Below are 24,150 nucleotides of genomic sequence, written 5' to 3' on the forward strand. Positions count from 1 at the left end.
TTTTCTATTTTTAGTATATGCAAGAAGACTTCCTTCATTATATATGGAAACACAAATCCTTTGATACATCTTTGTTAAAAACAACAAAAGGTGAGTCTATTGCTATTGCTAATTTAGGACAACACAATCATAATGCTGGTCCAGATTTCTTCAACGCACAAATAAGTATTGCTAACCAGCTTTGGGCTGGTAATGTCGAGATTCATATAAAATCTTCAGATTGGTATGTGCACAATCATGAAGTTGATAGGGCTTATGATAATGTTATTCTTCATGTCGTTTGGGAACACGATACCCAAATCTTTAGAAAAGATAATTCAGAAATTCCAACCTTAGAATTAAAGCATTACGTTGATAAAAGTTTAGTCAATAATTATCAAAAACTCATGCAATCTAAATCATGGATTAATTGCGAAACAAGTTTCTCTGAGCTGGATGATTTTTTACTCTATAATTGGTTAGAACGCTTATATATAGAACGTTTAGAGCGAAAATCTGAAGAGATTCAATATTTATTAAACTCTTCTCATAACAATTGGGAAGCCGTTTTGTTTAAAATGCTAACTAAAAATTTTGGACTTAAAGTAAATGGCGAATCGTTTTTAAGTTTAGCTCATTCGTTTAAGTTTTCAATAGTAAGAAAACTTCAAAAGGATATTTTAGATTTAGAAGCTTTATTTTTTGGACAAGCAAAACTACTTAATGACGATGTGCAAGAGGCGTATTATTTAAATCTTCAAAAACGGTATCAGTTTTTAAAACAAAAATTCAAACTAACACATCAAGGAGTGTTGCCATTACAGTTTTTTAGGTTAAGGCCATCAAATTTCCCAACTGTTAGACTATCGCAATTAGCAATGCTTTATTACGTAAATACGAGCTTATTTTCAGAAATTATAACAGCAAAAACCAAAGAAGACGTTTATAACCTGTTTAATATTGAAACATCTGAATTTTGGAAATCGCATTATACCTTTTCTAAAAAGTCTAAGACTTCAAAAAAAGCATTATCTAAATCATTTATAGATTTATTAATCATTAATACTATAATTCCTTTGCAATTTAGTTATGCTAAAGTGCAAGGAAAACCAATAGAGGATCATGTGTTTGATTTTATGAAACAAATGAATGCTGAAAAAAATAGTATTGTCTCTAAGTTCTTGGATTTAAAACCTATAGAGAAAACAGCATTGACTTCACAAGCCTTGTTACAGTTGAAGCAAAATTATTGTGATAAAAATAAGTGCTTACAATGTGCAATAGGTAATCGTCTAATCGTGAAATATTAACTAACTTGCAGTATGAAATGGTTCTATAATCTATTATTATACTTTCAAAAGCGAGGTTATTACGTTTGCCAACGTATTGCAGACCGTTTGGGAATTAGAGCTAAAATTGTGAGAACGTCTTTTATGTATCTCACTTTCGTAACCGTTGGTTTTGGTTTTGCATTATATTTATTCTTAGCCTTTTGGATGCGAATTAAAGATATCGTTTATACCAAACGTTCTTCAGTCTTCGATTTATAATTACATAATATTAAATGGATAATCCGCTTTTAAGACTTTATAGATCTAAAATTTACACAGCTGTAATGATGCTGGTATTTTTATTGTGTATTGGAGTTTTAGGGTATAGATTTATCTCCGGTTATCAATGGCTTGATGCCATTTATATGACTGTAATAACTGTAACCACTGTTGGTTTTGCAGAAGTCATCCCTCTTGATCCACAATCTAAGATCTTTACTATTTTTTTAATTTTAACTAGTGTAGTCATTGTTGGTTATGCAATTTCAATCATCACGGATTATATTCTCAGTAGAAATAATTTTGAAGACATAAAACAACGTAAAATGCAAAAGAAAATTGATGCGATGTCTAACCATATTATTATTTGTGGTTATGGACGAAATGGAAAACAAGCTGCTAAAAAACTATTAGCTTATGATAAACCTTTTGTAATTATTGAAAGAGACAAAGAGATTATTGAAAAGTTTCAAGAAAATAATATTCCTTTCGTATTTGGAAATGCTAATGAAGATGAAGTGCTTTTTGAAGCTGGTATCGAAAAAGCAAGTACTCTAATTAGTGCCCTACCAAGTGATGCCGATAATTTGTTTGTGGTACTTTCTGCACGACAAATTAATTCAAAACTCACCATAATTAGTAGAGCTTCAGAGGAAACATCTTATAATAAATTAAAGTTAGCTGGTGCCAATAATGTCATTTTGCCAGATAGAATTGGTGGTGACCATATGGCGTCTTTAGTTGTGATTCCTGATTTAATTGAGTTTATTGATAATTTAGGTGTTGTTGGCGAGCGTAATATTAATATTGAAGAAATTAAAGTAGAACAACTTTATAATATTAATGAAGTAAAAACAATTAGAGATTTAGATTTACGTCGTAAAACAGGTTGTACTGTCATTGGATTTAAAGATGATAAAGGCGACTATATTGTTAATCCTGAAGCAGAAACTAAATTAATTGCCGGCTCAAAAATCATTGTTTTAGGACGACCAGAACAGATTATAAAATTGAATTCTCAGTACAATATTGAATGATCAATACATTCATTTTATGAGTCTATACTTTACAAGCTCATTTTTTTTTTGCATCTTGTCATCTTTAAAATGCAATAACTAACCATTAAACTAACTAATAACTATAACTCATGAAGAAATATCTTCTATCAATTTTTACAATTTTATTACCGTTTTTGACTTTCGCACAAGAATCAACTTCCGAAAAAATTGATGCTATTTTTAAGGATTACACAGGCTGGTTTGTTGATGCTATTTTTTACGAAATTTCATTTTCAGAAACTTATAAAATTCCTTGGGTACTTATCGTGCTAATTGGTGGAGCATTGTTTTTTACTATTTATTTTAAATTTATCAATATCACAGGTTTTAGAATGGCTATTAGAGTTGTTAGAGGGCAGTATGAAGATATTGAAAAACATGGTGCAGATACCTTATATGGAGATAATACAGCCAATGAAGGTGAAAATATAATTGAAACCATGAGAGATGATGGTGCAGACGGTGAAGTGTCGCACTTTCAGGCTTTAACAGCGGCATTATCTGCTACTGTAGGTTTAGGGAATATTGCTGGTGTAGCTGTAGCCTTGTCTATTGGTGGTCCTGGAGCAACATTTTGGATGATTGTTGCGGGTCTGTTAGGTATGGCTTCAAAATTTGCAGAATGTACACTTGGTGTAAAATATAGAGATGTTGGTGAAGATGGTACCGTTTATGGTGGTCCAATGTATTACTTAACCAAAGGATTAAAATCTAAAGGTATGGGTGGTTTTGGAAAAGTGCTAGCTGTACTATTTGCCATATTTGTAATAGGTGGATCTTTTGGAGGTGGAAATATGTTCTAAGCCAATCAAGCTGCTGCACAATTTGTTAAAGTATTTGATCTAGATCCAGCGTCTAATGCAGGTATGTATTTTGGAATTGTTATGGCTATACTTGTAGCTGTTGTTATTATTGGAGGAATTAAGCGTATCGCTAAGGTTACTGAAAAAGTAGTACCATTTATGGCTGGTATATATGTCTTGGCTTCCTTAATTATATTAGGAGCGAATTTTAGCTTAATCGACGATGCTTTTGCATTGATATATGAAGGTGCATTCTCAGGATTGGGAATAGCAGGTGGACTTGTTGGTGTGATGATTCAAGGTATTAGAAGAGGAGCTTTCTCTAACGAAGCAGGTGTTGGGTCTGCTGCAATTGCACATTCAGCTGTTCGTACAAAATATCCAGCATCTGAAGGAATTGTTGCCCTTTTAGAACCTTTTGTAGATACCGTTGTAATTTGTACAATGACTGCGTTAGTAATTGTAATTACTAATTTTGATGGTGGTTTTATGGAATATGGTGTTGAGATAAAAGAAGGTGTAGAAATTACAGCAACAGCTTTTGATTCTGTAATTCCACATTTCTCAATTATATTGACAATTGCAGTAATTTTATTTGCATTTTCAACTATGATTTCTTGGTCGTACTACGGTATGCAAGGTTGGGTATTTTTATTCGGAAAAGGTAAAGTATCAGATTTAGCTTATAAAGTGTTGTTTTTATTCTTTGTTGTAGTAGGAGCTTCTATTAGTTTAGGTGCTGTTATTAACTTCTCAGATGCTATGATTTTTGCAATGGTAGTACCAAACATTATTGGTGTTGTAATTCTATCTCCAATTATTAAAATGGAATTAAAGAAATACTATAAAGCAATTAATGTTAAAGAAGAAGCTATTGAAGAAGGAGCAGATGATCTAAATGAAATATTATAAATAAACACTAATCTCATATGAAATCCCATTTCCAGTTTTCTAATCAACAACGGAATGGGATTTTTTTGTTGTTGATAATTATAATCATTGGTCAATGTATATATTGGTTTGCGCCAAATAGTTTTGCAAATTCAAATAAGGATGTTGCCAAAAACCAGCAACAATTAGACGCTTTTAAAAAAGAATTAGATGCGCTCCGTTTGGTTGAAATAGAGAATAGTAAACCAAAAATATATCCTTTCAATCCCAATTATATTACAGATTATAAAGGCTATACTTTAGGAATGAGCAATGAAGAAATCGATAGACTTCATAAATTTAGAGAAAGCAATCAATGGATAAATTCTGCTAAAGATTTTCAGAATGTAACAAAGGTGTCAGATTCCTTTTTAGCCGTTATTTCGCCTTATTTTAAGTTTCCAAGCTGGGTAACTAATCCTAAACCCAAGCCTTCGTATTATAATAATACCTATTCAAATTCTAATAAGCCTAAAACCTATGCTCAGAAAATAGATTTGAATATAGCAACAGCAAGCCAATTAAAAAAAATCTATGGAGTAGGCGATAAGCTAGCAGAGCGTATTATCACATGCCGAAATAAATTTAAAGGAGGATTTGTTTCAGATATCCAGTTAAGTGAGGTTTATGGCCTGTCGCCAGAAGTTATTGAGCGTATCCAAAACGATTTTACCGTAAAAACACCAAGGGCGATTAAGAAGTTTAATTTAAATACTGCCACTAGAGATGAGTTGGTTACCATCCAATATATAGGTTATGAAGTCGCTAACAATATTATTGAAGAACGAACACTGAGGGAGGGTTTTAAATCTTTAGATGATTTGTTAAAGGTTGAAGATTTTCCTATTAAAAAAATCGAGATAATTAAGCTATATTTGTATCTCTAATAAACAACAATACATGTCTAATTTATATTTTACTGAAGAGCACAATTTATTTAGGGAAAGCCTTAGAGAATTCTTAAAAAAGGAAGTTGTGCCACATATTGATAAATGGGAAGAAACAGGTCGTATAGAACGTTTCATCTGGAAGAAATTTGGAGATATGGGGTATTTTGGTCTTGCAACACCCGAAAATTATGGAGGGTTAGATTTAGATTTATTTTATACCGTAATTTTTCTTGAAGAAATGCAACGTATTAACTCTGGTGGTTTTGCTGCAGCAATGTGGGCACATGCTTATTTAGCGATGACGCATCTTAATAAAGAAGGAAATCACGAGCAAAAAGAAAAATATTTAAAACCAAGTGCATTAGGTGATGCTATAGGATGTCTTTGTATTACTGAGCCTTTTGGCGGAAGTGATGTTGCAGGTATGCGCACAACTGCGGTTAAAAAAGGAGATACTTATGTAATTAATGGATCTAAAACCTTTATAACTAATGGTGTGTATAGTGACTATTTAGTAGTTGCTGCTAAAACTAATCCAGAATTAGGCAATAAAGGCATTAGTATTTTTGTAATGGATAGAGATACACCAGGTATTTCGGCAACCAAGTTAGATAAGTTAGGTTGGAGAGCTTCTGATACAGGTGAGATTGCTTTTGATAATGTCGTAATTCCGGCTTCAAATTTAATGGGAGAAGAAGGACAAGGATTTCCATATATAATGCAACATTTTTCTTTAGAAAGATTAATCATGGGAGTTAACTCACATGCAAGAGCAGAATACGCTTTAGAATACGCAAAGCAATATATGTCAGAAAGAACAGCTTTCGGTAGAACTATAGATAAATTTCAGGCTTTAAGGCATACGTATGCAGATTGCGAAACACAAATGGAAATTTGTAAGCAATTTAATTATTACGTCGCTAAACGATTAGATATGGGAGATTATGTAGTTAAAGAAGCTACAATGTCTAAATTACAGTCTACAAAAATGGCAGACGATGTTATTTACCAATGCCTTCAATTTTTAGGAGGTTATGGTTACATGGAAGAATATCCATTGGCACGTATGTCTAGAGATAGTCGTTTAGGGCCAATTGGAGGAGGAACTTCAGAGATACTTAAAGAAATTATTGCGAAGATGGTAATTGATAATAAGGATTATAAACCAGCGACTTAATAGTTGAATCAAAATATATAAATTGAATCCTACATTAGTGTAGGATTTTTTTTGTTTCAATATTCTCTATTTAATTATAACTATTAGTTATATTTAATGCTAATCAAAAAAAATGAATGAGCCTTAAATCTTTTTCTGAGTACTTACTATTAGAGAAAAAATATTCTAAGCATACAGTGTTGGCTTATTCAAGAGATATTGAAAATTTTCAAGACTTTTTAAAGCAACACCATAATTCAACAGATCTAACTTTGGCCGGTTATTCTGAAATAAGGCAATGGATCGTAAGTTTAGTAGATCGAGATATTTCTAACAGAACAATAAATAGAAAAGTATCCTCACTTAATACATATTATAAATTTCTACTAAAAACAGAAGATATTAATATAAACCCTTTAAAACAGCATAAAGCTTTAAAAGTGGGGAAGAAGGTGCAACTTCCCTTTTCAGAACAAGAACTAAAATTAGTTCTCGAAAACGCTATTGAAGTAAATGATTTTGAAAGTGCCCGAGACCATTTAATTATAGAATTGTTTTATGCTACAGGGATTAGACGTATTGAGCTCGTAAATGTTAAGTTAAAAGATATCGATAAAGGAAATAATCAAATAAAAGTTTTGGGTAAGCGTAACAAAGAGCGTTATATACCATTAATAAATAGATTGGTTAAGTCTATAGACCGCTACTTAAGATACAGGGCTGATTTGCCTATAGTTGAAGATAAAGAGATGCTTTTTCTAACAAAAAAAGGTCTTAAAATTTATGAAAAGCTTGTTTACAGAATAATTAATAAGTATTTTAGTGAAGCATCTTCAAAAGCAAAATGTAGTCCACATGTATTAAGACATTCATTTGCTACACACTTATTAAATCAAGGTGCCGATTTAAATGCAGTAAAAGAACTTTTAGGACATACAAGTTTAGCAGCAACTCAAGTTTATACACATAGTAGTATGGCAGAATTAAAAAAAGTATATGCAAAGGCACATCCAAGAAACCAACGTTAAGCTTAGGCTTAAATATTTATAAATCAGTGTTAAACGAAAATATTTTAACACGCAAGTTTAACTTAAATTAAAAAACATGAAAGTAAACACCCAATCCGTAAACTTTACAGCAGATAGTAAGCTAATAGATTTTATTCAGAAACGTATGGATAAATTAGATATGTTCTATGATAAAATAATTCAATCCGATGTTTATTTAAAAGTTGAGAATACAAGTGATAAAGAAAATAAAATATTTGAAGTAAAATTAAGTGTGCCAGGAGATAGTTTTGTGGTAAAAAAACAATGCAAATCGTTTGAAGAGGGCGCCGATGCTGCGATTGCGTCATTAGGAAGACAAATTAAAAAACGAAAGGAAAAATTAAGAGCACACAGTTAGATAAAATTTTTTTAAAAAATGTTTTGATTAAATAAATATTATCTTACATTTGCAGTCCGTTAGAAATAGCGGACTTTTTTTCGGTCAGATTTTGATAGTAAAAAAGTAAGAAAAAGCCGATGTAGCTCAGCTGGCTAGAGCAGCTGATTTGTAATCAGCAGGTCGTGGGTTCGAGTCCCTCCATCGGCTCTTTAAAAGTTTGGTTTTTGTTAGAAAAAGAAAGCTTTTAATTAATTGAAATATTGAATTTAATTTTGGGGAGATACTCAAGCGGCCAACGAGGACAGACTGTAAATCTGTTGGTTTTACCTTCGCAGGTTCGAATCCTGCTCTCCCCACAAATAATTTTTGAAAAGTTGTAAAAATGTTTATTTTTGCAGGCTGTAATTAAAAATTATATGGATTGGGTCATCAATCCGGAATTATCTAGCGAAGTGAGATAGTTCAAAATTAAATATGAAAATTTGAAATATTGAAAACCATTAATTGGGTAAAACTAATTAAAAATGCGAGAGTAGCTCAGTTGGTAGAGCGTCAGCCTTCCAAGCTGAATGTCGCCGGTTCGAACCCGGTCTCTCGCTCTAAAATTCCTGCGAAGGCAGTGTCTCATACTCTGAGGTGAGAATTTAAGCACTTTACGCCGGTGTAGCTCAGGGGTAGAGCGTTTCCTTGGTAAGGAAGAGGTCACGAGTTCAAATCTCGTCATTGGCTCTTTTTTCTGGGTCCAGAATATAAATAACAATTGAACACTAATATTAAACAAGAATAAAATAAATTAAACATGGCAAAGGCAACTTTCGATCGTTCAAAACCACACTTAAACATTGGTACTATTGGGCACGTAGATCACGGTAAAACAACTTTAACTGCTGCTATTACTAAAGTATTAGCTGATGCAGGTTTATCTGAAGCAAGATCATTTGATCAAATTGATAATGCACCAGAAGAAAAAGAAAGAGGTATAACAATTAATACTTCTCACGTAGAATATGCAACTGCTAATCGTCACTACGCTCACGTTGACTGTCCAGGTCACGCGGATTACGTAAAGAACATGGTTACTGGTGCTGCACAGATGGATGGTGCTATTTTAGTTGTTGCTGCAACAGATGGTCCTATGCCACAAACACGTGAGCACATCTTACTTGGTCGCCAGGTAGGAATTCCTCGTATCGTTGTATTCATGAATAAAGTGGATATGGTTGATGATGAAGAGTTATTAGAATTAGTTGAAATGGAAATCAGAGATTTATTATCATTCTACGAATATGATGGTGATAATGGTCCTGTAGTAGCAGGTTCTGCTTTAGGTGCACTTAACGGTGAGCAAAAGTGGGTTGATACTGTAATGGAATTAATGAATCAAGTTGATGCTTGGATCGAAGAGCCAGAAAGAGATATGGATAAGCCTTTCTTGATGCCTATCGAGGATGTATTCTCTATTACTGGTCGTGGTACTGTTGCAACTGGTCGTATTGAAACAGGTGTAGCTAACACAGGTGATCCAGTTGAGATTATCGGTATGGGTGCTGAGAAATTAACATCTACTATTACTGGTATTGAAATGTTCCGTCAAATCTTAGATAGAGGTGAAGCTGGTGATAACGCTGGTATCTTATTAAGAGGTATTGAGAAGTCTCAAATTTCTAGAGGTATGGTAATCGTTAAGCCAGGTTCTGTAACACCACACTCTAAATTTAAAGCTGAGGTTTATATCCTTAAGAAAGAAGAAGGTGGACGTCACACTCCATTCCATAATAACTACCGTCCACAGTTCTACGTACGTACAACTGACGTAACTGGAAACATTGCGCTTCCTGATGGAGTTGAAATGGTAATGCCAGGTGATAACTTAACAATTACTGTTGAGTTGATTAACACAATTGCAATGAACGTAGGTTTACGTTTCGCTATCCGTGAAGGTGGTAGAACAGTTGGTGCTGGTCAGGTTACTGAGATATTAGACTAAATAATATAGTTAAATAATTAATTAAGGTGTCTCGATATTTCGGGATGCCTTGATTATTGTTTACGGGTTTAGCTCAGTTGGTAGAGCACTGGTCTCCAAAACCAGGTGTCGTGAGTTCGAGTCTCTCAACCCGTGCAAAATGTAAAATGGATTATTTATAATCCTTTAATAAAGTAAATTATCAAATGGCAGGATTAATAACATATATAAAAGAATCGTTTGAGGAGTTAAAGAATAATGTGTCGTGGACTCCATGGCCAGAAGCTCAAAGATTAACGGTTATTGTAGCTGTGTTTTCAATTATTTTTTCACTAGCTATTTGGGGAGTTGATACTGTTTTTAGTAAGGCAGTAAAAGCTTACTTTGATTTGATTCACTAACAACAAATATACAAGAAGAAGATGTCTGAAAAAAAATGGTATGTTGTTAGAGCAGTAAGTGGTCAAGAAAATAAAATCAAAGCCTATATCGAGAATGAAATTTCAAGATTAGGTTTAGAGGATTTTGTTGATCAGGTTTTAGTACCAACAGAAAAAGTTATTCAAATCCGTAATGGAAAAAAAATAAACAAAGAAAAAGTTTATTTTCCTGGCTATATAATGGTTCAAGCTAATTTAAGTGGTGAGATTCCTCATATAATTAAATCCATTACAAATGTTATAGGTTTCCTAGGTGAAACAAAAGGTGGTGATCCTGTGCCATTAAGACAATCTGAAGTAAACAGAATGTTAGGTAAAGTAGATGAATTGTCTGTTGAAGCAGATGCTAATGTTGCAATTCCATTTACAAAAGGAGAAACTGTCAAGGTTATTGACGGTCCATTCAATGGTTTTGATGGAACTATTGAAAAAATTAATGAAGAAAAACGTAAGCTTGAAGTAATGGTGAAAATTTTTGGAAGAAAAACACCGTTAGAGTTAAGCTATATGCAAGTTGAAAAAGTTTAATAATTGTTACATAAAGAGCACTAATCTATGCTTCCAATATAGAGCGGTGTAATAAACATTAAGAAATGGCAAAAGAAATAGACAAAGTAGTTAAGCTACAAGTTCGGGGAGGTGCTGCGAATCCATCGCCACCGGTAGGACCCGCTTTAGGTGCCGCTGGAGTTAATATCATGGAGTTCTGTAAGCAGTTTAATGCGAGAACTCAAGATAAGCCAGGTAAAGTTTTACCTGTGGTAATCTCTGTTTACAAAGACAAATCATTTGAATTTGTAATCAAGACTCCACCAGCAGCAGTACAATTATTAGAAGCGGCCAAAGTAAAGAAAGGATCAGGAGAACCAAACCGACGTAAAGTAGCAAAAGTAACTTGGGATCAAGTTAAAGCAATTGCAGAAGACAAAATGGTAGATTTAAATGCTTTTGAAATCGGATCAGCTATGAAAATGGTTGCCGGTACAGCAAGATCTATGGGTATCACTGTTAAAGGAGGAGAAGCTCCAAACTAAATTTTTAGAAATGGCAAGATTAACAAAGAAGCAAAAAGAAGCAAGAGCAAAGGTTGATAATAACAAAATTTACTCTTTAGAAGAAGCTTCAGCTTTACTAAAAGAAATTACATATACAAAGTTTGATGCTTCTATCGATTTAGCAATCAGATTAGGTGTAGATCCACGTAAAGCCAATCAAATGGTACGTGGTGTAGTTTCATTACCACATGGTACAGGTAAAGATATGAAGGTTCTTGCGCTTGTAACTCCAGATAAAGAAGCAGAAGCTAAAGAAGCAGGTGCTGATTATGTTGGGTTAGATGAATACTTACAGAAAATTAAAGATGGTTGGACAGATGTTGACGTTATCGTTACTATGCCAAGCATTATGGGTAAGTTAGGACCATTAGGTAGAGTATTAGGACCAAGAGGTCTTATGCCAAACCCTAAAACAGGAACAGTAACTATGGATGTCGCTAAAGCAGTTGCAGAAGTAAAAGCTGGTAAGATAGATTTTAAAGTAGATAAAACAGGTATTGTACATGCACCAATAGGTAAAGCATCGTTTAGTACTGATAAAATTATTGGGAATGCTCAAGAATTGTTATCTACAATTATGAAATTAAAACCAACCGCTTCAAAAGGAACTTATGTAAAGAGCATTTATATGTCTAGTACTATGAGCCCAAGTATAGCAGTTGATACAAAAATAGGATAGTAGTTAAACTTAGAATATTATGACAAGAGAAGAAAAATCCCAAGTAATTGAAGAGTTGACTGCTCAATTGGCAGATAATACAAATATCTATTTAACTGATATTTCTGGATTAGATGCAGCAACAACTTCAAATTTAAGAAGAGCATGTTTCAAGTCTAACATTAAGTTAGCTGTTGTAAAGAATACGCTTTTAGAGAAAGCAATGGAAGCATCGGATAAAGAATTCGGTGATTTACCTACAACTTTAAAAGGAAATACATCAGTAATGTATTCTGAAACAGGAAATGCTCCAGCTAAAGTAATTAAAGAATTCCGTAAAAAATCAGAGAAGCCTTTATTAAAAGGTGCTTTTATTGAGGAGTCTATTTACATTGGCGATGATTTATTAGATACTTTAGTTGATATTAAGTCAAGAGAAGAGCTAATTGGCGAGATTGTAGGATTATTACAGTCACCTGCTAAGAACGTTATATCTGCGCTTAAATCTAGTGGTGGAACCATCGCAGGTATCGTTAAAACATTATCCGAAAGAGAAGGATAATAGTATTGAAATACACAATAGAAAATTAAATTATAACACACATTATTAAAAATTAGAAAAATGGCAGAATTAAAAGATTTCGCAGAACAATTAGTTAACTTAACAGTAAAAGAAGTTAACGAATTAGCAACTATATTAAAAGATGAGTACGGTATTGAGCCTGCTGCTGCTGCTGTAGCTATGGCTGGTCCTGCTGCAGGTGGTGGAGACGCTGCTGAAGAGCAAACTGAGTTTGATGTTATCTTAAAAGCTGCTGGTGGTTCTAAATTAGCTGTAGTAAAGTTAGTTAAAGAATTAACTGGTTTAGGTTTAAAAGAAGCAAAAGGATTAGTTGATGATGCACCAAGTGCAATCAAAGAAGGTGTTTCTAAAGACGAAGCTGAAGGCTTAAAATCTTCTTTAGAAGAAGCTGGAGCTGAAGTTGAGCTTAAGTAAGCTTATCTTATCTACAATACAAGGTTTAGGTCTAGAGTCGTACTCTATGACCTAAACCATTTTGTGTATATAAACGTTATATGCATTTTTTAGTTTTTATTTAATAAAAATCTCGTTCATCAATGTTAGCAAAAAAGGCTGAAAGAATTAATTTCTCTTCTATTGTAAATAGGACAGATTACCCAGACTTTTTGGATATCCAAATTAAATCCTTCCAGGATTTTTTCCAATTAGAAACAAAGTCAGAAGAAAGAGGTACTGAAGGTTTGTACAACACCTTCATGGAGAACTTCCCAATAACAGATACGCGTAATCAATTCGTACTAGAATTTTTAGATTACTTTATAGATCCACCAAGATATTCTATCGAAGAATGTATCGAAAGAGGATTAACTTACAGTGTGCCTTTAAAAGCAAGATTGAAGTTGTATTGTACAGATCCAGAACATGAGGATTTCGAAACAATCGTTCAGGATGTATATTTAGGTACTATTCCTTATATGACACCAAGTGGTACATTTTGTATCAATGGTGCAGAACGTGTAGTAGTTTCTCAATTGCACAGATCACCTGGTGTATTTTTTAGCCAGTCGTTTCATGCTAATGGAACTAAATTATATTCTGCAAGAGTAATTCCTTTTAAAGGTTCTTGGATAGAATTTGCAACTGATATCAATCAAGTAATGTATGCTTACATTGATAGAAAGAAAAAATTACCAGTTACAACGCTTTTCCGTGCTATCGGTTTTGAGCGTGATAAAGATATTTTAGAGATTTTTGACCTTGCAGAAGAAGTTAAGGTTTCAAAATCTGGATTAAAGAAAGTTATCGGTCGTAAATTAGCTGCACGTGTATTGAATACATGGCATGAAGATTTCGTTGATGAAGATACAGGTGAAGTTGTATCTATTGAGCGTAACGAAATAGTATTAGATCGTGACACAATCATAGACAAAGATAATATTGAAGAAATTCTTGAAGCTGAAGTTAAAACTATTCTTTTACACAAAGAAAGTGCGCAACAAGGAGATTACGCAATCATTCATAATACATTACAGAAAGATCCAACAAACTCTGAAAAAGAAGCTGTTGAACATATCTACCGTCAATTACGTAATGCTGAGCCGCCAGATGAAGAAACTGCGCGTGGTATTATTGACAAGTTATTCTTCTCTGATCAACGTTACTCTTTAGGTGAAGTAGGTCGTTATAGAATGAACAAGAAATTACAGTTAGATATCGGAATGGATAAGCAAGTGCTTACTAAAGAAGATATCATAACAATCATAAAGTACTTAATTGAGCTTATCAATTCTAAAGCAGAGATTGATGATATTGATCACTTATCTAACCGTCGTGTACGTACAGTAGGTGAGCAGTTATCTTCTCAGTTTGGTGTTGGTTTAGCACGTATGGCACGTACTATCCGTGAACGTATGAACGTTCGTGATAACGAAGTATTTACTCCAATAGATTTAATTAATGCGAAGACTTTATCGTCTGTTATTAATTCATTCTTTGGAACAAATCAGCTGTCTCAATTTATGGACCAAACAAATCCTCTAGCAGAGATTACGCATAAGCGTCGTCTTTCAGCATTAGGACCAGGTGGTTTATCAAGAGAAAGAGCAGGTTTTGAAGTACGTGATGTTCACTATACACACTACGGACGTTTATGTCCTATTGAAACACCTGAAGGACCAAACATTGGTTTAATATCATCTTTATCTGTATTCTCTAAAGTAAATCCATTAGGATTTTTAGAAACACCATACAGAAAAGTAACAGATGGTGTTGTTGATATTAAAAATCAGCCTACGTATTTAAGTGCTGAAGAAGAAGAAGCAAAACTTATCGCTCAAGCAACTGTAAAAGTTGATGACGATGGTAAGATTTTAGATGATAAGGTAATTGCTAGAATGGAAGGTGACTTCCCAGTAATCGATCCTAAGGAGCTTCATTATACAGATGTTGCACCTAATCAAATTACATCTATCTCTGCATCATTAATTCCATTCTTAGAACATGATGATGCCAACCGTGCATTAATGGGATCTAACATGATGCGTCAGGCTGTACCATTATTACGTCCTGAAGCACCAATTGTAGGAACTGGTTTAGAGCGTCAGGTAGCATCAGATTCTAGAGTATTGATTAATGCAGAAGGAGCTGGTACTGTTGAGTATGTAGATGCTGAAAAAATTACAATTAAGTACGAACGTACTGAAGAGGAAGCAATGGTTAGCTTTGATAGTGATACCAAAACATATCCTTTAGTTAAATTTAGAAAAACAAACCAAGGAACGTCTATCAACTTAAAACCAATCGTAGAGAAAGGTGATAAAGTTGCTAAAGGACAAGTACTTTGTGAAGGTTATGCCACTGAAAATGGAGAATTAGCACTTGGTAGAAATATGAAAGTAGCCTTTATGCCTTGGAAAGGGTATAACTTTGAGGATGCGATTGTAATTTCTGAAAAAGTAGTTAGAGAAGATGTCTTTACATCTATTCATATTGATGAGTACTCATTAGAAGTTAGAGATACTAAATTAGGTAACGAAGAGTTAACTAATGATATTCCTAACGTTTCTGAAGAGGCAACTAAAGATTTAGATGAAAATGGTATGATTCGCATCGGTGCAGAAATCAAACCAGGTGATATTTTAATTGGTAAGATTACTCCAAAAGGAGAGTCTGATCCTACACCAGAAGAAAAACTTTTACGTGCTATTTTTGGTGACAAAGCTGGTGATGTAAAAGATGCGTCTTTAAAAGCATCTCCATCATTGAACGGTGTTGTAATTAATAAAAAATTATTTGCAAGAGCTGTAAAAGATAAGCGTAAGAGAGCACAAGATAAAGAGGATATCGAAAAATTAGAAGATGCTTATGATAATAGATTCGATGAACTTAAAAATGTTTTAGTTGAAAAACTATTCAACATTGTAAATGGTAAAACAGCTCAAGGTATTTATAACGATTTAGGAGAAGAAATTATTCCTAAAGGTAAAAAATATACCTTAAAGATGTTAAATGCTGTTGACGATTATACACATTTAACTTCAGGAAAATGGACTACTGATGACCATACAAATGAACTTGTTGCAGATTTAATCCATAATTATAAAATTAAGGAAAATGATCTTCAAGGAGCATTAAGACGTGAGAAGTTTACCGTTTCTGTAGGTGATGAATTACCAGCAGGAATTATCAAGTTGGCTAAGGTTTATATCGCTAAGAAACGTAAACTAAAAGTTGGTGATAAAATGGCGGGTCGTCACGGTAACAAAGGTATTGTTGCTCGTATCGTTCGTCAAGAAGATATGCCTTTCTTAGAAGATGGAACTCCAGTTGATATTGTATTAAATCCACTTGGTGTACCTTCTCGTATGAATATTGGTCAAATCTATGAAACTGTTTTAGGTTGGGCTGGTAAAGATTTAGGTAAAAAGTATGCAACACCAATTTTTGATGGTGCAACTTTAGAACAAATCAACGAGTATACTGACGAAGCAGGAATTCCAAGATTTGGTCATACATATCTATATGATGGTGGAACAGGAGATCGTTTTGATCAACCAGCAACAGTTGGTGTGATTTATATGATTAAGCTTGGTCACATGATTGATGATAAAATGCACGCACGTTCTATTGGACCATACTCATTAATTACACAACAACCATTAGGTGGTAAAGCACAATTTGGTGGTCAACGTTTTGGTGAGATGGAAGTATGGGCACTTGAGGCTTATGGAGCATCAAGCACACTACGTGAGATCTTAACTGTAAAATCAGATGATGTTATTGGTAGAGCTAAAACTTACGAAGCTATCGTTAAGGGAGAGCCAATGCCAGAACCAGGACTTCCAGAATCGTTCAACGTACTTATGCACGAATTGAAAGGTTTAGGATTGGATATTAGATTAGAAGAATAAATTAAGTCGGCAGTGGGCAGTCATCAGTAACAGTATTTAACTGTACAACTAATAAGACTGAAGACTGCAAACTGCAAACTGAAGACTATAATAACATGGCAAGAAGACAAGATAAGAATACAGTACAGAAATTTAATAAAATTTCTATAGGTTTAGCATCACCTGAGTCTGTTTTAGCAGCATCTCGAGGAGAGGTATTAAAGCCAGAAACTATTAATTATCGAACACACAAACCGGAACGTGATGGTTTGTTCTGTGAGCGTATTTTTGGTCCTGTAAAGGATTTTGAATGTGCTTGTGGTAAATATAAAAGAATACGTTACAAGGGCATCGTTTGTGACCGTTGTGGTGTAGAAGTAACAGAAAAGAAAGTACGTAGAGATCGCGTAGGTCACATTAATTTAGTGGTTCCTGTAGCGCATATCTGGTATTTCCGTTCGTTACCAAATAAAATAGGTTACCTTCTTGGATTACCATCTAAGAAATTAGATATGATAATCTATTATGAGCGTTACGTGGTTATTCAACCAGGTATTGCTATGAATGCTGAAGGTGAGCCAATTCAAAAAATGGATTTCTTAACAGAAGAAGAATATCTAAATATTTTAGAATCTATTCCTCAAGAAAACCAATATTTAGATGATACAGATCCTAACAAATTCATCGCTAAGATGGGTGCTGAGTGTCTTATTGATTTATTAGCTAGAATAGATTTAGATCAATTGTCTTACGATTTAAGACATAAAGCTAATAATGAAACATCTAAACAACGTAAAACAGAAGCTTTAAAACGTTTACAAGTTGTTGAAGCGTTTAGAGATTCAAACTTAAACAGAGAAAACAGACCTGAGTGGATGATTATGAAGGCTGTTCCTGTAATTCCACCAGAATTAAGACCTTTAGTGCCTTTAGATGGTGGTCGTTTTGCAACGTCAGATTTAAATGATTTATACCGTCGTGTAATTATCCGTAACAACCGTCTTAAAAGATTAGTTGAGATAAAAGCACCAGAAGTGATTTTACGTAATGAAAAACGTATGTTACAAGAATCAGTAGATTCATTATTTGATAACACACGTAAATCATCTGCAGTAAAAACAGATTCTAACAGACCATTAAAATCATTATCAGATTCACTTAAAGGTAAGCAAGGACGTTTCCGTCAAAACTTACTTGGTAAGCGTGTTGATTATTCTGCACGTTCTGTAATTGTTGTTGGACCAGAATTAAAATTATTTGAATGTGGATTGCCTAAAGGAATGGCAGCAGAACTTTATAAGCCTTTTATTATCAGAAAACTGATTGAAAGAGGAATTGTAAAAACTGTAAAATCTGCAAAGAAAATTATAGATAGAAAAGAACCTGTAGTTTGGGATATTTTAGAGAATGTTTTAAAAGGACATCCAGTACTTTTAAACCGTGCTCCTACCTTACACAGACTTGGTATACAAGCTTTCCAACCTAAACTTATTGAAGGTAAAGCAATTCAGTTACACCCATTAGTATGTACGGCTTTTAACGCCGATTTCGATGGTGACCAGATGGCTGTGCATTTACCATTAGGACCAGAAGCTATTTTAGAATGTCAACTTTTAATGTTGGCTTCACATAATATATTAAATCCAGCTAATGGATCTCCAGTTACTGTACCTTCTCAGGATATGGTACTTGGTTTATATTATATGACTAAGTTGCGTAAATCAGATGAAAACTATACTGTAAAAGGTGAAGGTTTAACATTCTATTCTCCAGAAGAAGTAACTATTGCTTATAATGAGAAGAAAGTTGATCTAAACGCTGGTATTAAAGTAAGAACTTACGACTTTAATGAAGAAGGTGAATTAACTAAGCAGATTATAGAAACAACTGTTGGTCGTGTACTTTTCAACGAAAAAGTACCAGCAGCAGCAGGATATATTAATGAGGTATTAACTAAAAAGTCTTTAAGAGAAATCATTCATGGTATTCTTAAAAAGACTAGTGTACCTGAAACTGCAGATTTCCTTGATGAAATTAAAACACTAGGATACAAATTTGCATTCCAAGGTGGATTATCATTTAGTTTAGGTGATATTATTATTCCTGCAGAGAAACAAGGAATGATTGATTCTGCAAACAAACAAGTTGATGGTATTATGGGTAACTATAATATGGGACTTATTACCAACAACGAACGTTATAATCAGGTTATTGATATTTGGACATCTACAAATGCAGAATTGACAGAATTGTCTATGAAACGTATTCGTGAAGACCAACAAGGATTTAACTCGGTGTTTATGATGCTTGATTCTGGAGCAAGGGGTTCTAAAGAACAAATTCGCCAGTTAACAGGTATGCGTGGATTAATGGCTAAGCCTAAAAAATCTACAGCAGCTGGTGGTGAAATTATTGAAAACCCAATTCTTTCTAACTTTAAAGAGGGACTTTCAATTTTAGAATACTTTATCTCTACTCACGGTGCACGTAAAGGACTTGCAGATACGGCTCTTAAAACTGCCGATGCTGGTTACTTAACACGTCGTTTGGTAGATGTATCTCAAGATGTAATTGTATATGAAGAAGATTGTGGTACATTAAGAGGTATCGAAGTTTCTGCACTTAAGAAAAACGAAGAAATCGTTGAAAGCTTAGAAGGTAGAATCGTTGGTAGAACATCACTTAATGATGTTTACAATCCATTAACTGAAGAGTTACTAGTAGAAGCTGGTGGTCATATTGATGATATCATTGCTAAGAAAATTGGAGACTCACCTCTTGATTCTATAGAAGTACGTTCTCCATTATCATGTGAAGCTAAAAAAGGTATCTGTGTGAAATGTTACGGTCGTAACTTGGCTACAGGTAAAATGGTACAACGTGGTGAAGCAGTTGGTGTAGTTGCAGCTCAGTCTATTGGTGAGCCTGGTACACAGTTAACATTACGTACATTCCACGTAGGTGGTATTGCAAGTAACATTTCTGAAGAGAATAAATTAACAGTTAAGTTTGATGGAATTGCAGAAATAGAAGATCTTAAAACTGTAAAATCTAAAGATAACGACGGAAATGAAGTTGATGTTGTTATTTCTAGAACATCAGAATTAAAATTAATGGATGCTAAAACTGGTATTGTTTTAAGTACTAATAATATTCCTTACGGTTCATTTATATATGTTAAGCCAGGAGACAAATTGAAGAAAGATGATGTTGTTTGTCAATGGGATCCATATAACGGTGTAATTATTTCAGAATTCGCAGGTCAGGTCAAGTATGAAAACATTGAACAAGGTGTAACATATCAAGTTGAAATTGATGAGCAAACTGGTTTCCAAGAGAAAGTAATTTCAGAATCTAGAAACAAGAAGTTAATACCAACATTATTAATTGAAGATAAGAAAGGTGAAACAATCCGTTCTTACAACTTACCAGTTGGTGCACACATAATGATTGATGATGGTGACAAGATTGATATCGGAAAGATCTTAGTTAAGATACCTCGTAAATCTGCAAAAGCAGGTGATATTACTGGTGGTCTTCCTCGTGTAACAGAATTATTTGAAGCACGTAACCCTTCTAATCCAGCTGTAGTAAGTGCAATTGATGGTGTAGTTTCTTTTGGTAAGATTAAGCGTGGTAACCGTGAGATTATTATCGAATCTAAATTAGGTGAGGTTAAAAAATATTTAGTGAAACTATCTAATCAGATTCTTGTTCAAGAAAATGATTATGTAAAAGCTGGTATGCCTTTATCTGATGGATCTATAACACCAAATGATATTCTTAACATTAAAGGCCCATCTGCGGTTCAACAATACTTAGTTAACGAAGTACAAGAAGTATATCGTTTACAAGGTGTAAAAATTAATGATAAGCATTTCGAAGTTGTTGTAAGACAAATGATGCGTAAAGTTAGAATCATAGATTCTGGTGATACAATTTTCTTAGAAAACCAATTAGTTCATAAATCAGATTTCATTGAAGAAAATGACAAAATTTTCGGAATGAAAGTGGTAGAAGATGCTGGTGATTCTCAGAATTTAAAATCTGGTCAAATAGTAACTGTTAGAGATTTAAGAGATGAAAACTCTAGTTTACGTAGAGAAGATAAAAATCTTGTAACTGCAAGAGACGCTAGTCCTGCGACAGCAACTCCAATATTACAAGGTATTACTAGAGCATCATTACAAACTAAGTCGTTTATATCTGCGGCATCGTTCCAAGAAACAACTAAAGTTCTTAACGAGGCAGCTGTAAATGGTAAGGTTGATTCACTAGAAGGACTTAAAGAAAATGTAATTGTAGGACACAGAATACCAGCAGGTACAGGTGTTAGAGAATACGAAAACATTATTGTTGGTTCTAAAGCAGAATTTAATGAAATGATGAAGGCTAAAGAAGAAATGAACTTTAATTAAATAAGACGCAGTTTTCACAAGCCGAAAGCAAAGTGAAAGCTGTAAGTCATTTATCCCGAACTGGATTCGAGATCTCATTAAATTGAGAAGTATATTATAATAGAGTAAAAGCCTTCAAGTTATTAACGAGAAGGCTTTTATATTTTAAATTAAAAAAAATAATTATGGCAGACGAAAAAAATATTCCAAAAAAAGGACAAATTAATATTGAATTAGACGAAAAAATAGCAGAAGGTACATATTCTAACTTAGCAATTATTAATCATTCTGTTTCAGAATTTGTAGTTGATTTTGTAAGTATTATGCCAGGAACTCCAAAAAGTAAAGTGAAATCTCGTATTATCTTAACTCCACAACATGCTAAACGTTTATTAAAAGCATTAGGTGATAATGTCGTTAGATTTGAAAAAGCACATGGAGAAATTAAAGATTACGAACAACCTCCAATTCCTTTAAATTTTGGACCAACAGGTCAGGCTTAAAAGCTTAAAAACAAATTATAGATTTTAGGAATCGATAAATTATTTTTTATAGATTTTATTAATCAAAATTGGATTATTTTAAATAGAGTTTAAGGTTGTTTTATGTTTTTTTAATATAAATAGTAAAGATAGTAGTCAAAGTGTCTTTAAAACTTATTAAACGTGATATTTTTGATTTTGACACAAAAAAACCTTTGAATTCTTAGTTCAAAGGTTTTTTTATTGGCTAAATGTTTCGTTTAGGCAACATCTTTCCGATTCAAATAATATTTTAATGCCCCTGAAGGACACTTTTTAATCTGATTAATAATAGCATCAGTTTGTGCTCCTTCTAAATCAATCCAAGGAATCACAGAATTTCTAAATACATCTGAAAGTTGTCTTGCACAAATGCCAGCATTGGCACAACAGCGAGGCTTGTAAGTAACGGTAATTTCAGCGTTACTGAAAACGTTTGCGTTAATTTCCATAATAAGTAGATTAGTTTGGGGTTAATCGTATTATTAAAGTATTGAATGATTTTTGATTACAATCAATTATTCGATAAAAAGTATTTTTAGTCGTTAAATTGATTTTATTTGAAAGAATAATCTGTATTTTTAGATAAGGGGTATACCAAGTTCTATTCAAATTCCGAAGTGAAATGAAAAGTAATACTTGGATATTTTTGTTGAGTCATTTGTAGTGAAAACATAGAATCTGCCAAAAACACCAATTGATTTTGCTTATCTCTGGCTAAGAAGCGTTGTTTTACTCTAATAAACTCTTTAAATTCTTCACTTTTTTCATTATCTGTTTTAACCCAACAAGCTTTATGTACGTTTAGATTTTCATAAGTACATTTAGCACCATATTCATGTTCTAATCTATATTGAATGACTTCATACTGAAGTGCACCAACAGTACCTATTACTTTTCTACCGTTTAAATCTAAAGTAAATAATTGTGCAACACCTTCGTCCATTAACTGATCGATACCTTTGTATAACTGCTTTGCTTTCATTGGGTCAGCATTATTAATGTATCTAAAGTGTTCTGGTGAAAAGCTCGGAACTCCTTTATAATTTAGCACTTCTCCTTCAGTTAGAGTGTCGCCAATTTTAAAGCTTCCGGTATCTTGTAAACCAACGATATCACCTGGGTAAGAAATGTCTACAATCTCTTTCTTTTCAGCAAAGAATGCGTTTGGACTAGAAAATTTTAGTTTTTTATTATGTCGTACGTGTAAATAAGGAGTGTTTCGTTTAAACTCTCCAGATACAATCTTTATAAACGCTAATCTATTTCTGTGGTTGGGATCCATGTTGGCATGAATTTTAAAAACAAAACCACTAAATGCTTTTTCGTCAGGTTTTACTATGCGCTCTTCACTTTGTTTTGGTCTTGGCTTAGGAGCAATTTCTACAAAACAATCTAGTAATTCTCTAACACCAAAATTATTTAATGCAGAACCAAAGAATACAGGTTGTTGTTCTCCGTTTAAATAATCTTCTTTATTGAATTGAGGGTAGATACCACTTACCAATTCTATTTCTTCTCTTAATGTGTTTGCCGTGTTTTCACCTACAAGTTTATCTAATTCTGGCGATGCTAAATCCGAGATTTCGATAGTTTCTTCTATGTCCTTTCTACTATCTCCAGAAAATAGATTAATATTCTTTTCCCATATATTATAGATACCTTTAAAGTCATAGCCCATACCAATAGGAAAGCTTAAAGGCACAACTTTTAGTCCTAATTTTTGTTCAATCTCATCTAATAGATCAAAAGCGTCTTTACCCTCTCTATCCATTTTATTAATAAAAACAATCATTGGGATATTACGCATTCTACAAACCTGAACTAATTTTTCAGTTTGTTCCTCAACACCTTTGGCAACATCAATAACCACAATTACACTATCTACAGCAGTTAAAGTTCTAAAAGTGTCTTCAGCAAAATCCTTGTGACCAGGAGTATCTAAAATATTAATTTTAATGCCATTGTATTCAAAAGCCAAAACAGAGGTCGCTACAGAAATACCACGCTGACGCTCTATTTCCATAAAATCACTAGTAGCCCCTTTTTTTATTTTATTACTTTTTACAGCACCAGCTTCTTGTATGGCTCCACCAAATAATAATAGTTTCTCTGTTAATGTGGTCTTACCTGCATCTGGGTGTGATATAATACCAAAAGTACGTCGTCTGTTAATTTCTTTTAAAAAGCTCATAAAAATTATTAAAAAGGAATGCAAATATACCATTAATAACTCCATTTAAAATAACTAATTAATAGCTTTTAAGATATTTTAATATTGTTTAGCATCAATTATAGTTAGACGTATTTGTCTGGCAAATTAATGTTTATTAAGACCTTTTTTAAATTTGTTTTATTATGAATTTTTGTAGTATAATTCTCTTTGTTATTGATATAAATAGGATTACTTTTTTATGAAACAGCATGTTTAAGTAGCTTTAGAATAT

General features: G+C 33.3%; 19 protein-coding genes, 5 tRNA genes and 1 pseudogene. 23 read left to right on the forward strand and 2 right to left on the reverse strand.

The features are described 5' to 3' along the window. The first annotated feature begins 17 nt into the window (after positions 1 to 17). From ABD730_RS08170 to ABD730_RS08280, 23 genes and pseudogenes are all read left to right on the forward strand, one after another. Positions 18 to 1,289 (forward strand): DUF2851 family protein, encoded by a 1,272-nt coding sequence (locus tag ABD730_RS08170; protein WP_334471243.1) that lies wholly within the window; start codon positions 18 to 20, stop codon positions 1,287 to 1,289. A gap of 12 nt (positions 1,290 to 1,301) precedes the next feature. Beyond that, complete coding sequence (locus tag ABD730_RS08175) at positions 1,302 to 1,529, forward strand: PspC domain-containing protein (protein WP_215924728.1); 228 nt, start codon at positions 1,302 to 1,304, stop codon at positions 1,527 to 1,529. Positions 1,530 to 1,543: 14 nt separating this feature from the next. Then, a complete protein-coding gene (locus ABD730_RS08180) occupies positions 1,544 to 2,566 on the forward strand; it encodes a potassium channel family protein (protein WP_334471246.1) in 1,023 nt (340 codons plus the stop codon). 110 nt (positions 2,567 to 2,676) lie between these two features. Next, a pseudogene (locus ABD730_RS08185) lies at positions 2,677 to 4,302 on the forward strand (alanine/glycine:cation symporter family protein). 17 nt (positions 4,303 to 4,319) lie between these two features. Beyond that, on the forward strand, positions 4,320 to 5,207 hold the full coding sequence (locus ABD730_RS08190; RefSeq protein WP_344713849.1) for a ComEA family DNA-binding protein: 888 nt from the start codon (positions 4,320 to 4,322) through the stop codon (positions 5,205 to 5,207). Between the two features lie 13 nt (positions 5,208 to 5,220). After that, positions 5,221 to 6,387 carry an acyl-CoA dehydrogenase family protein gene (locus tag ABD730_RS08195; RefSeq protein ID WP_215924732.1) on the forward strand — a complete coding sequence of 389 codons (1,167 nt, stop codon included), beginning with the start codon at positions 5,221 to 5,223 and terminating at the stop codon, positions 6,385 to 6,387. Between the two features lie 116 nt (positions 6,388 to 6,503). Then, positions 6,504 to 7,394: a tyrosine-type recombinase/integrase gene (locus ABD730_RS08200; protein WP_344713851.1), complete on the forward strand. Its 891-nt coding sequence runs from the start codon at positions 6,504 to 6,506 to the stop codon at positions 7,392 to 7,394. 76 nt (positions 7,395 to 7,470) lie between these two features. Beyond that, entirely contained in the window at positions 7,471 to 7,773 is a 303-nt protein-coding gene (gene hpf / locus ABD730_RS08205) for a ribosome hibernation-promoting factor, HPF/YfiA family (RefSeq protein WP_215924734.1), read from the forward strand. Positions 7,774 to 7,888: 115 nt separating this feature from the next. Continuing rightward, a tRNA-Thr gene (locus tag ABD730_RS08210) sits at positions 7,889 to 7,962 on the forward strand. Between the two features lie 67 nt (positions 7,963 to 8,029). Next, positions 8,030 to 8,111: transfer RNA gene (locus ABD730_RS08215), tRNA-Tyr, on the forward strand. Positions 8,112 to 8,281: 170 nt separating this feature from the next. Next, a tRNA-Gly gene (locus tag ABD730_RS08220) sits at positions 8,282 to 8,354 on the forward strand. A 58-nt stretch (positions 8,355 to 8,412) separates the two neighbouring features. Continuing rightward, positions 8,413 to 8,484: transfer RNA gene (locus ABD730_RS08225), tRNA-Thr, on the forward strand. 70 nt (positions 8,485 to 8,554) lie between these two features. Next, complete coding sequence (tuf, locus tag ABD730_RS08230) at positions 8,555 to 9,742, forward strand: elongation factor Tu (RefSeq protein ID WP_215924735.1); 1,188 nt, start codon at positions 8,555 to 8,557, stop codon at positions 9,740 to 9,742. A gap of 62 nt (positions 9,743 to 9,804) precedes the next feature. Continuing rightward, positions 9,805 to 9,877, forward strand: a tRNA-Trp gene (locus tag ABD730_RS08235). Positions 9,878 to 9,927: 50 nt separating this feature from the next. Continuing rightward, complete coding sequence (secE, locus tag ABD730_RS08240; protein ID WP_215924736.1) at positions 9,928 to 10,122, forward strand: preprotein translocase subunit SecE; 195 nt, start codon at positions 9,928 to 9,930, stop codon at positions 10,120 to 10,122. A gap of 21 nt (positions 10,123 to 10,143) precedes the next feature. Next, a complete protein-coding gene (gene nusG, locus ABD730_RS08245; protein ID WP_215924737.1) occupies positions 10,144 to 10,689 on the forward strand; it encodes a transcription termination/antitermination protein NusG in 546 nt (181 codons plus the stop codon). A gap of 65 nt (positions 10,690 to 10,754) precedes the next feature. Then, entirely contained in the window at positions 10,755 to 11,195 is a 441-nt protein-coding gene (rplK, locus tag ABD730_RS08250; protein ID WP_008270923.1) for a 50S ribosomal protein L11, read from the forward strand. 10 nt (positions 11,196 to 11,205) lie between these two features. Further along, on the forward strand, positions 11,206 to 11,895 hold the full coding sequence (gene rplA / locus ABD730_RS08255; RefSeq protein ID WP_215924738.1) for a 50S ribosomal protein L1: 690 nt from the start codon (positions 11,206 to 11,208) through the stop codon (positions 11,893 to 11,895). 19 nt (positions 11,896 to 11,914) lie between these two features. Continuing rightward, positions 11,915 to 12,436: a 50S ribosomal protein L10 gene (gene rplJ, locus ABD730_RS08260; protein ID WP_344713863.1), complete on the forward strand. Its 522-nt coding sequence runs from the start codon at positions 11,915 to 11,917 to the stop codon at positions 12,434 to 12,436. 60 nt (positions 12,437 to 12,496) lie between these two features. After that, entirely contained in the window at positions 12,497 to 12,871 is a 375-nt protein-coding gene (gene rplL / locus ABD730_RS08265) for a 50S ribosomal protein L7/L12 (protein WP_215924740.1), read from the forward strand. A 122-nt stretch (positions 12,872 to 12,993) separates the two neighbouring features. Further along, complete coding sequence (gene rpoB, locus ABD730_RS08270) at positions 12,994 to 16,806, forward strand: DNA-directed RNA polymerase subunit beta (protein ID WP_215924741.1); 3,813 nt, start codon at positions 12,994 to 12,996, stop codon at positions 16,804 to 16,806. 95 nt (positions 16,807 to 16,901) lie between these two features. Beyond that, positions 16,902 to 21,203 (forward strand): DNA-directed RNA polymerase subunit beta', encoded by a 4,302-nt coding sequence (gene rpoC, locus ABD730_RS08275; protein ID WP_334471262.1) that lies wholly within the window; start codon positions 16,902 to 16,904, stop codon positions 21,201 to 21,203. 164 nt (positions 21,204 to 21,367) lie between these two features. Continuing rightward, the gene (locus ABD730_RS08280; protein WP_334471263.1) at positions 21,368 to 21,685 is read left to right on the forward strand and encodes a DUF3467 domain-containing protein; all 318 of its coding nucleotides are present in this window, start codon (positions 21,368 to 21,370) and stop codon (positions 21,683 to 21,685) included. A 239-nt stretch (positions 21,686 to 21,924) separates the two neighbouring features. Here the strand turns inward: ABD730_RS08280 and ABD730_RS08285 are convergent, their stop codons facing one another. Further along, positions 21,925 to 22,155, reverse strand: a complete 231-nt coding sequence (locus ABD730_RS08285) for a (4Fe-4S)-binding protein (protein ID WP_215924744.1) — start codon at positions 22,153 to 22,155, stop codon at positions 21,925 to 21,927. Positions 22,156 to 22,307: 152 nt separating this feature from the next. Next, positions 22,308 to 23,897, reverse strand: coding sequence for a peptide chain release factor 3 (locus ABD730_RS08290; protein ID WP_334471266.1), 1,590 nt, complete (start codon positions 23,895 to 23,897; stop codon positions 22,308 to 22,310). Positions 23,898 to 24,150: the final 253 nt, after the last annotated feature.

It is taken from the genome of Winogradskyella damuponensis, from assembly GCF_039538385.1.
Lineage (GTDB): Bacteria > Bacteroidota > Bacteroidia > Flavobacteriales > Flavobacteriaceae > Winogradskyella > Winogradskyella damuponensis.

What these genes read in the sequence shown, in the direction of transcription:
- ABD730_RS08175 (WP_215924728.1), top strand. Translation starts at nt 1,302, where the DNA reads ATGAAATGGTTCTATAATCTATTATTATACTTTCAAAAGCGAGGTTAT.
- ABD730_RS08290 (WP_334471266.1), bottom strand. Translation starts at nt 23,897, where the DNA reads ATGAGCTTTTTAAAAGAAATTAACAGACGACGTACTTTTGGTATTATA.
- rplL (WP_215924740.1), top strand. Translation starts at nt 12,497, where the DNA reads ATGGCAGAATTAAAAGATTTCGCAGAACAATTAGTTAACTTAACAGTA.
- rplJ (WP_344713863.1), top strand. Translation starts at nt 11,915, where the DNA reads ATGACAAGAGAAGAAAAATCCCAAGTAATTGAAGAGTTGACTGCTCAA.
- ABD730_RS08280 (WP_334471263.1), top strand. Translation starts at nt 21,368, where the DNA reads ATGGCAGACGAAAAAAATATTCCAAAAAAAGGACAAATTAATATTGAA.
- secE (WP_215924736.1), top strand. Translation starts at nt 9,928, where the DNA reads ATGGCAGGATTAATAACATATATAAAAGAATCGTTTGAGGAGTTAAAG.
- tuf (WP_215924735.1), top strand. Translation starts at nt 8,555, where the DNA reads ATGGCAAAGGCAACTTTCGATCGTTCAAAACCACACTTAAACATTGGT.
- ABD730_RS08195 (WP_215924732.1), top strand. Translation starts at nt 5,221, where the DNA reads ATGTCTAATTTATATTTTACTGAAGAGCACAATTTATTTAGGGAAAGC.
- rpoC (WP_334471262.1), top strand. Translation starts at nt 16,902, where the DNA reads ATGGCAAGAAGACAAGATAAGAATACAGTACAGAAATTTAATAAAATT.
- ABD730_RS08170 (WP_334471243.1), top strand. Translation starts at nt 18, where the DNA reads ATGCAAGAAGACTTCCTTCATTATATATGGAAACACAAATCCTTTGAT.
- rplK (WP_008270923.1), top strand. Translation starts at nt 10,755, where the DNA reads ATGGCAAAAGAAATAGACAAAGTAGTTAAGCTACAAGTTCGGGGAGGT.
- hpf (WP_215924734.1), top strand. Translation starts at nt 7,471, where the DNA reads ATGAAAGTAAACACCCAATCCGTAAACTTTACAGCAGATAGTAAGCTA.
- ABD730_RS08285 (WP_215924744.1), bottom strand. Translation starts at nt 22,155, where the DNA reads ATGGAAATTAACGCAAACGTTTTCAGTAACGCTGAAATTACCGTTACT.
- rplA (WP_215924738.1), top strand. Translation starts at nt 11,206, where the DNA reads ATGGCAAGATTAACAAAGAAGCAAAAAGAAGCAAGAGCAAAGGTTGAT.
- rpoB (WP_215924741.1), top strand. Translation starts at nt 12,994, where the DNA reads ATGTTAGCAAAAAAGGCTGAAAGAATTAATTTCTCTTCTATTGTAAAT.
- nusG (WP_215924737.1), top strand. Translation starts at nt 10,144, where the DNA reads ATGTCTGAAAAAAAATGGTATGTTGTTAGAGCAGTAAGTGGTCAAGAA.
- ABD730_RS08180 (WP_334471246.1), top strand. Translation starts at nt 1,544, where the DNA reads ATGGATAATCCGCTTTTAAGACTTTATAGATCTAAAATTTACACAGCT.
- ABD730_RS08190 (WP_344713849.1), top strand. Translation starts at nt 4,320, where the DNA reads ATGAAATCCCATTTCCAGTTTTCTAATCAACAACGGAATGGGATTTTT.
- ABD730_RS08200 (WP_344713851.1), top strand. Translation starts at nt 6,504, where the DNA reads ATGAGCCTTAAATCTTTTTCTGAGTACTTACTATTAGAGAAAAAATAT.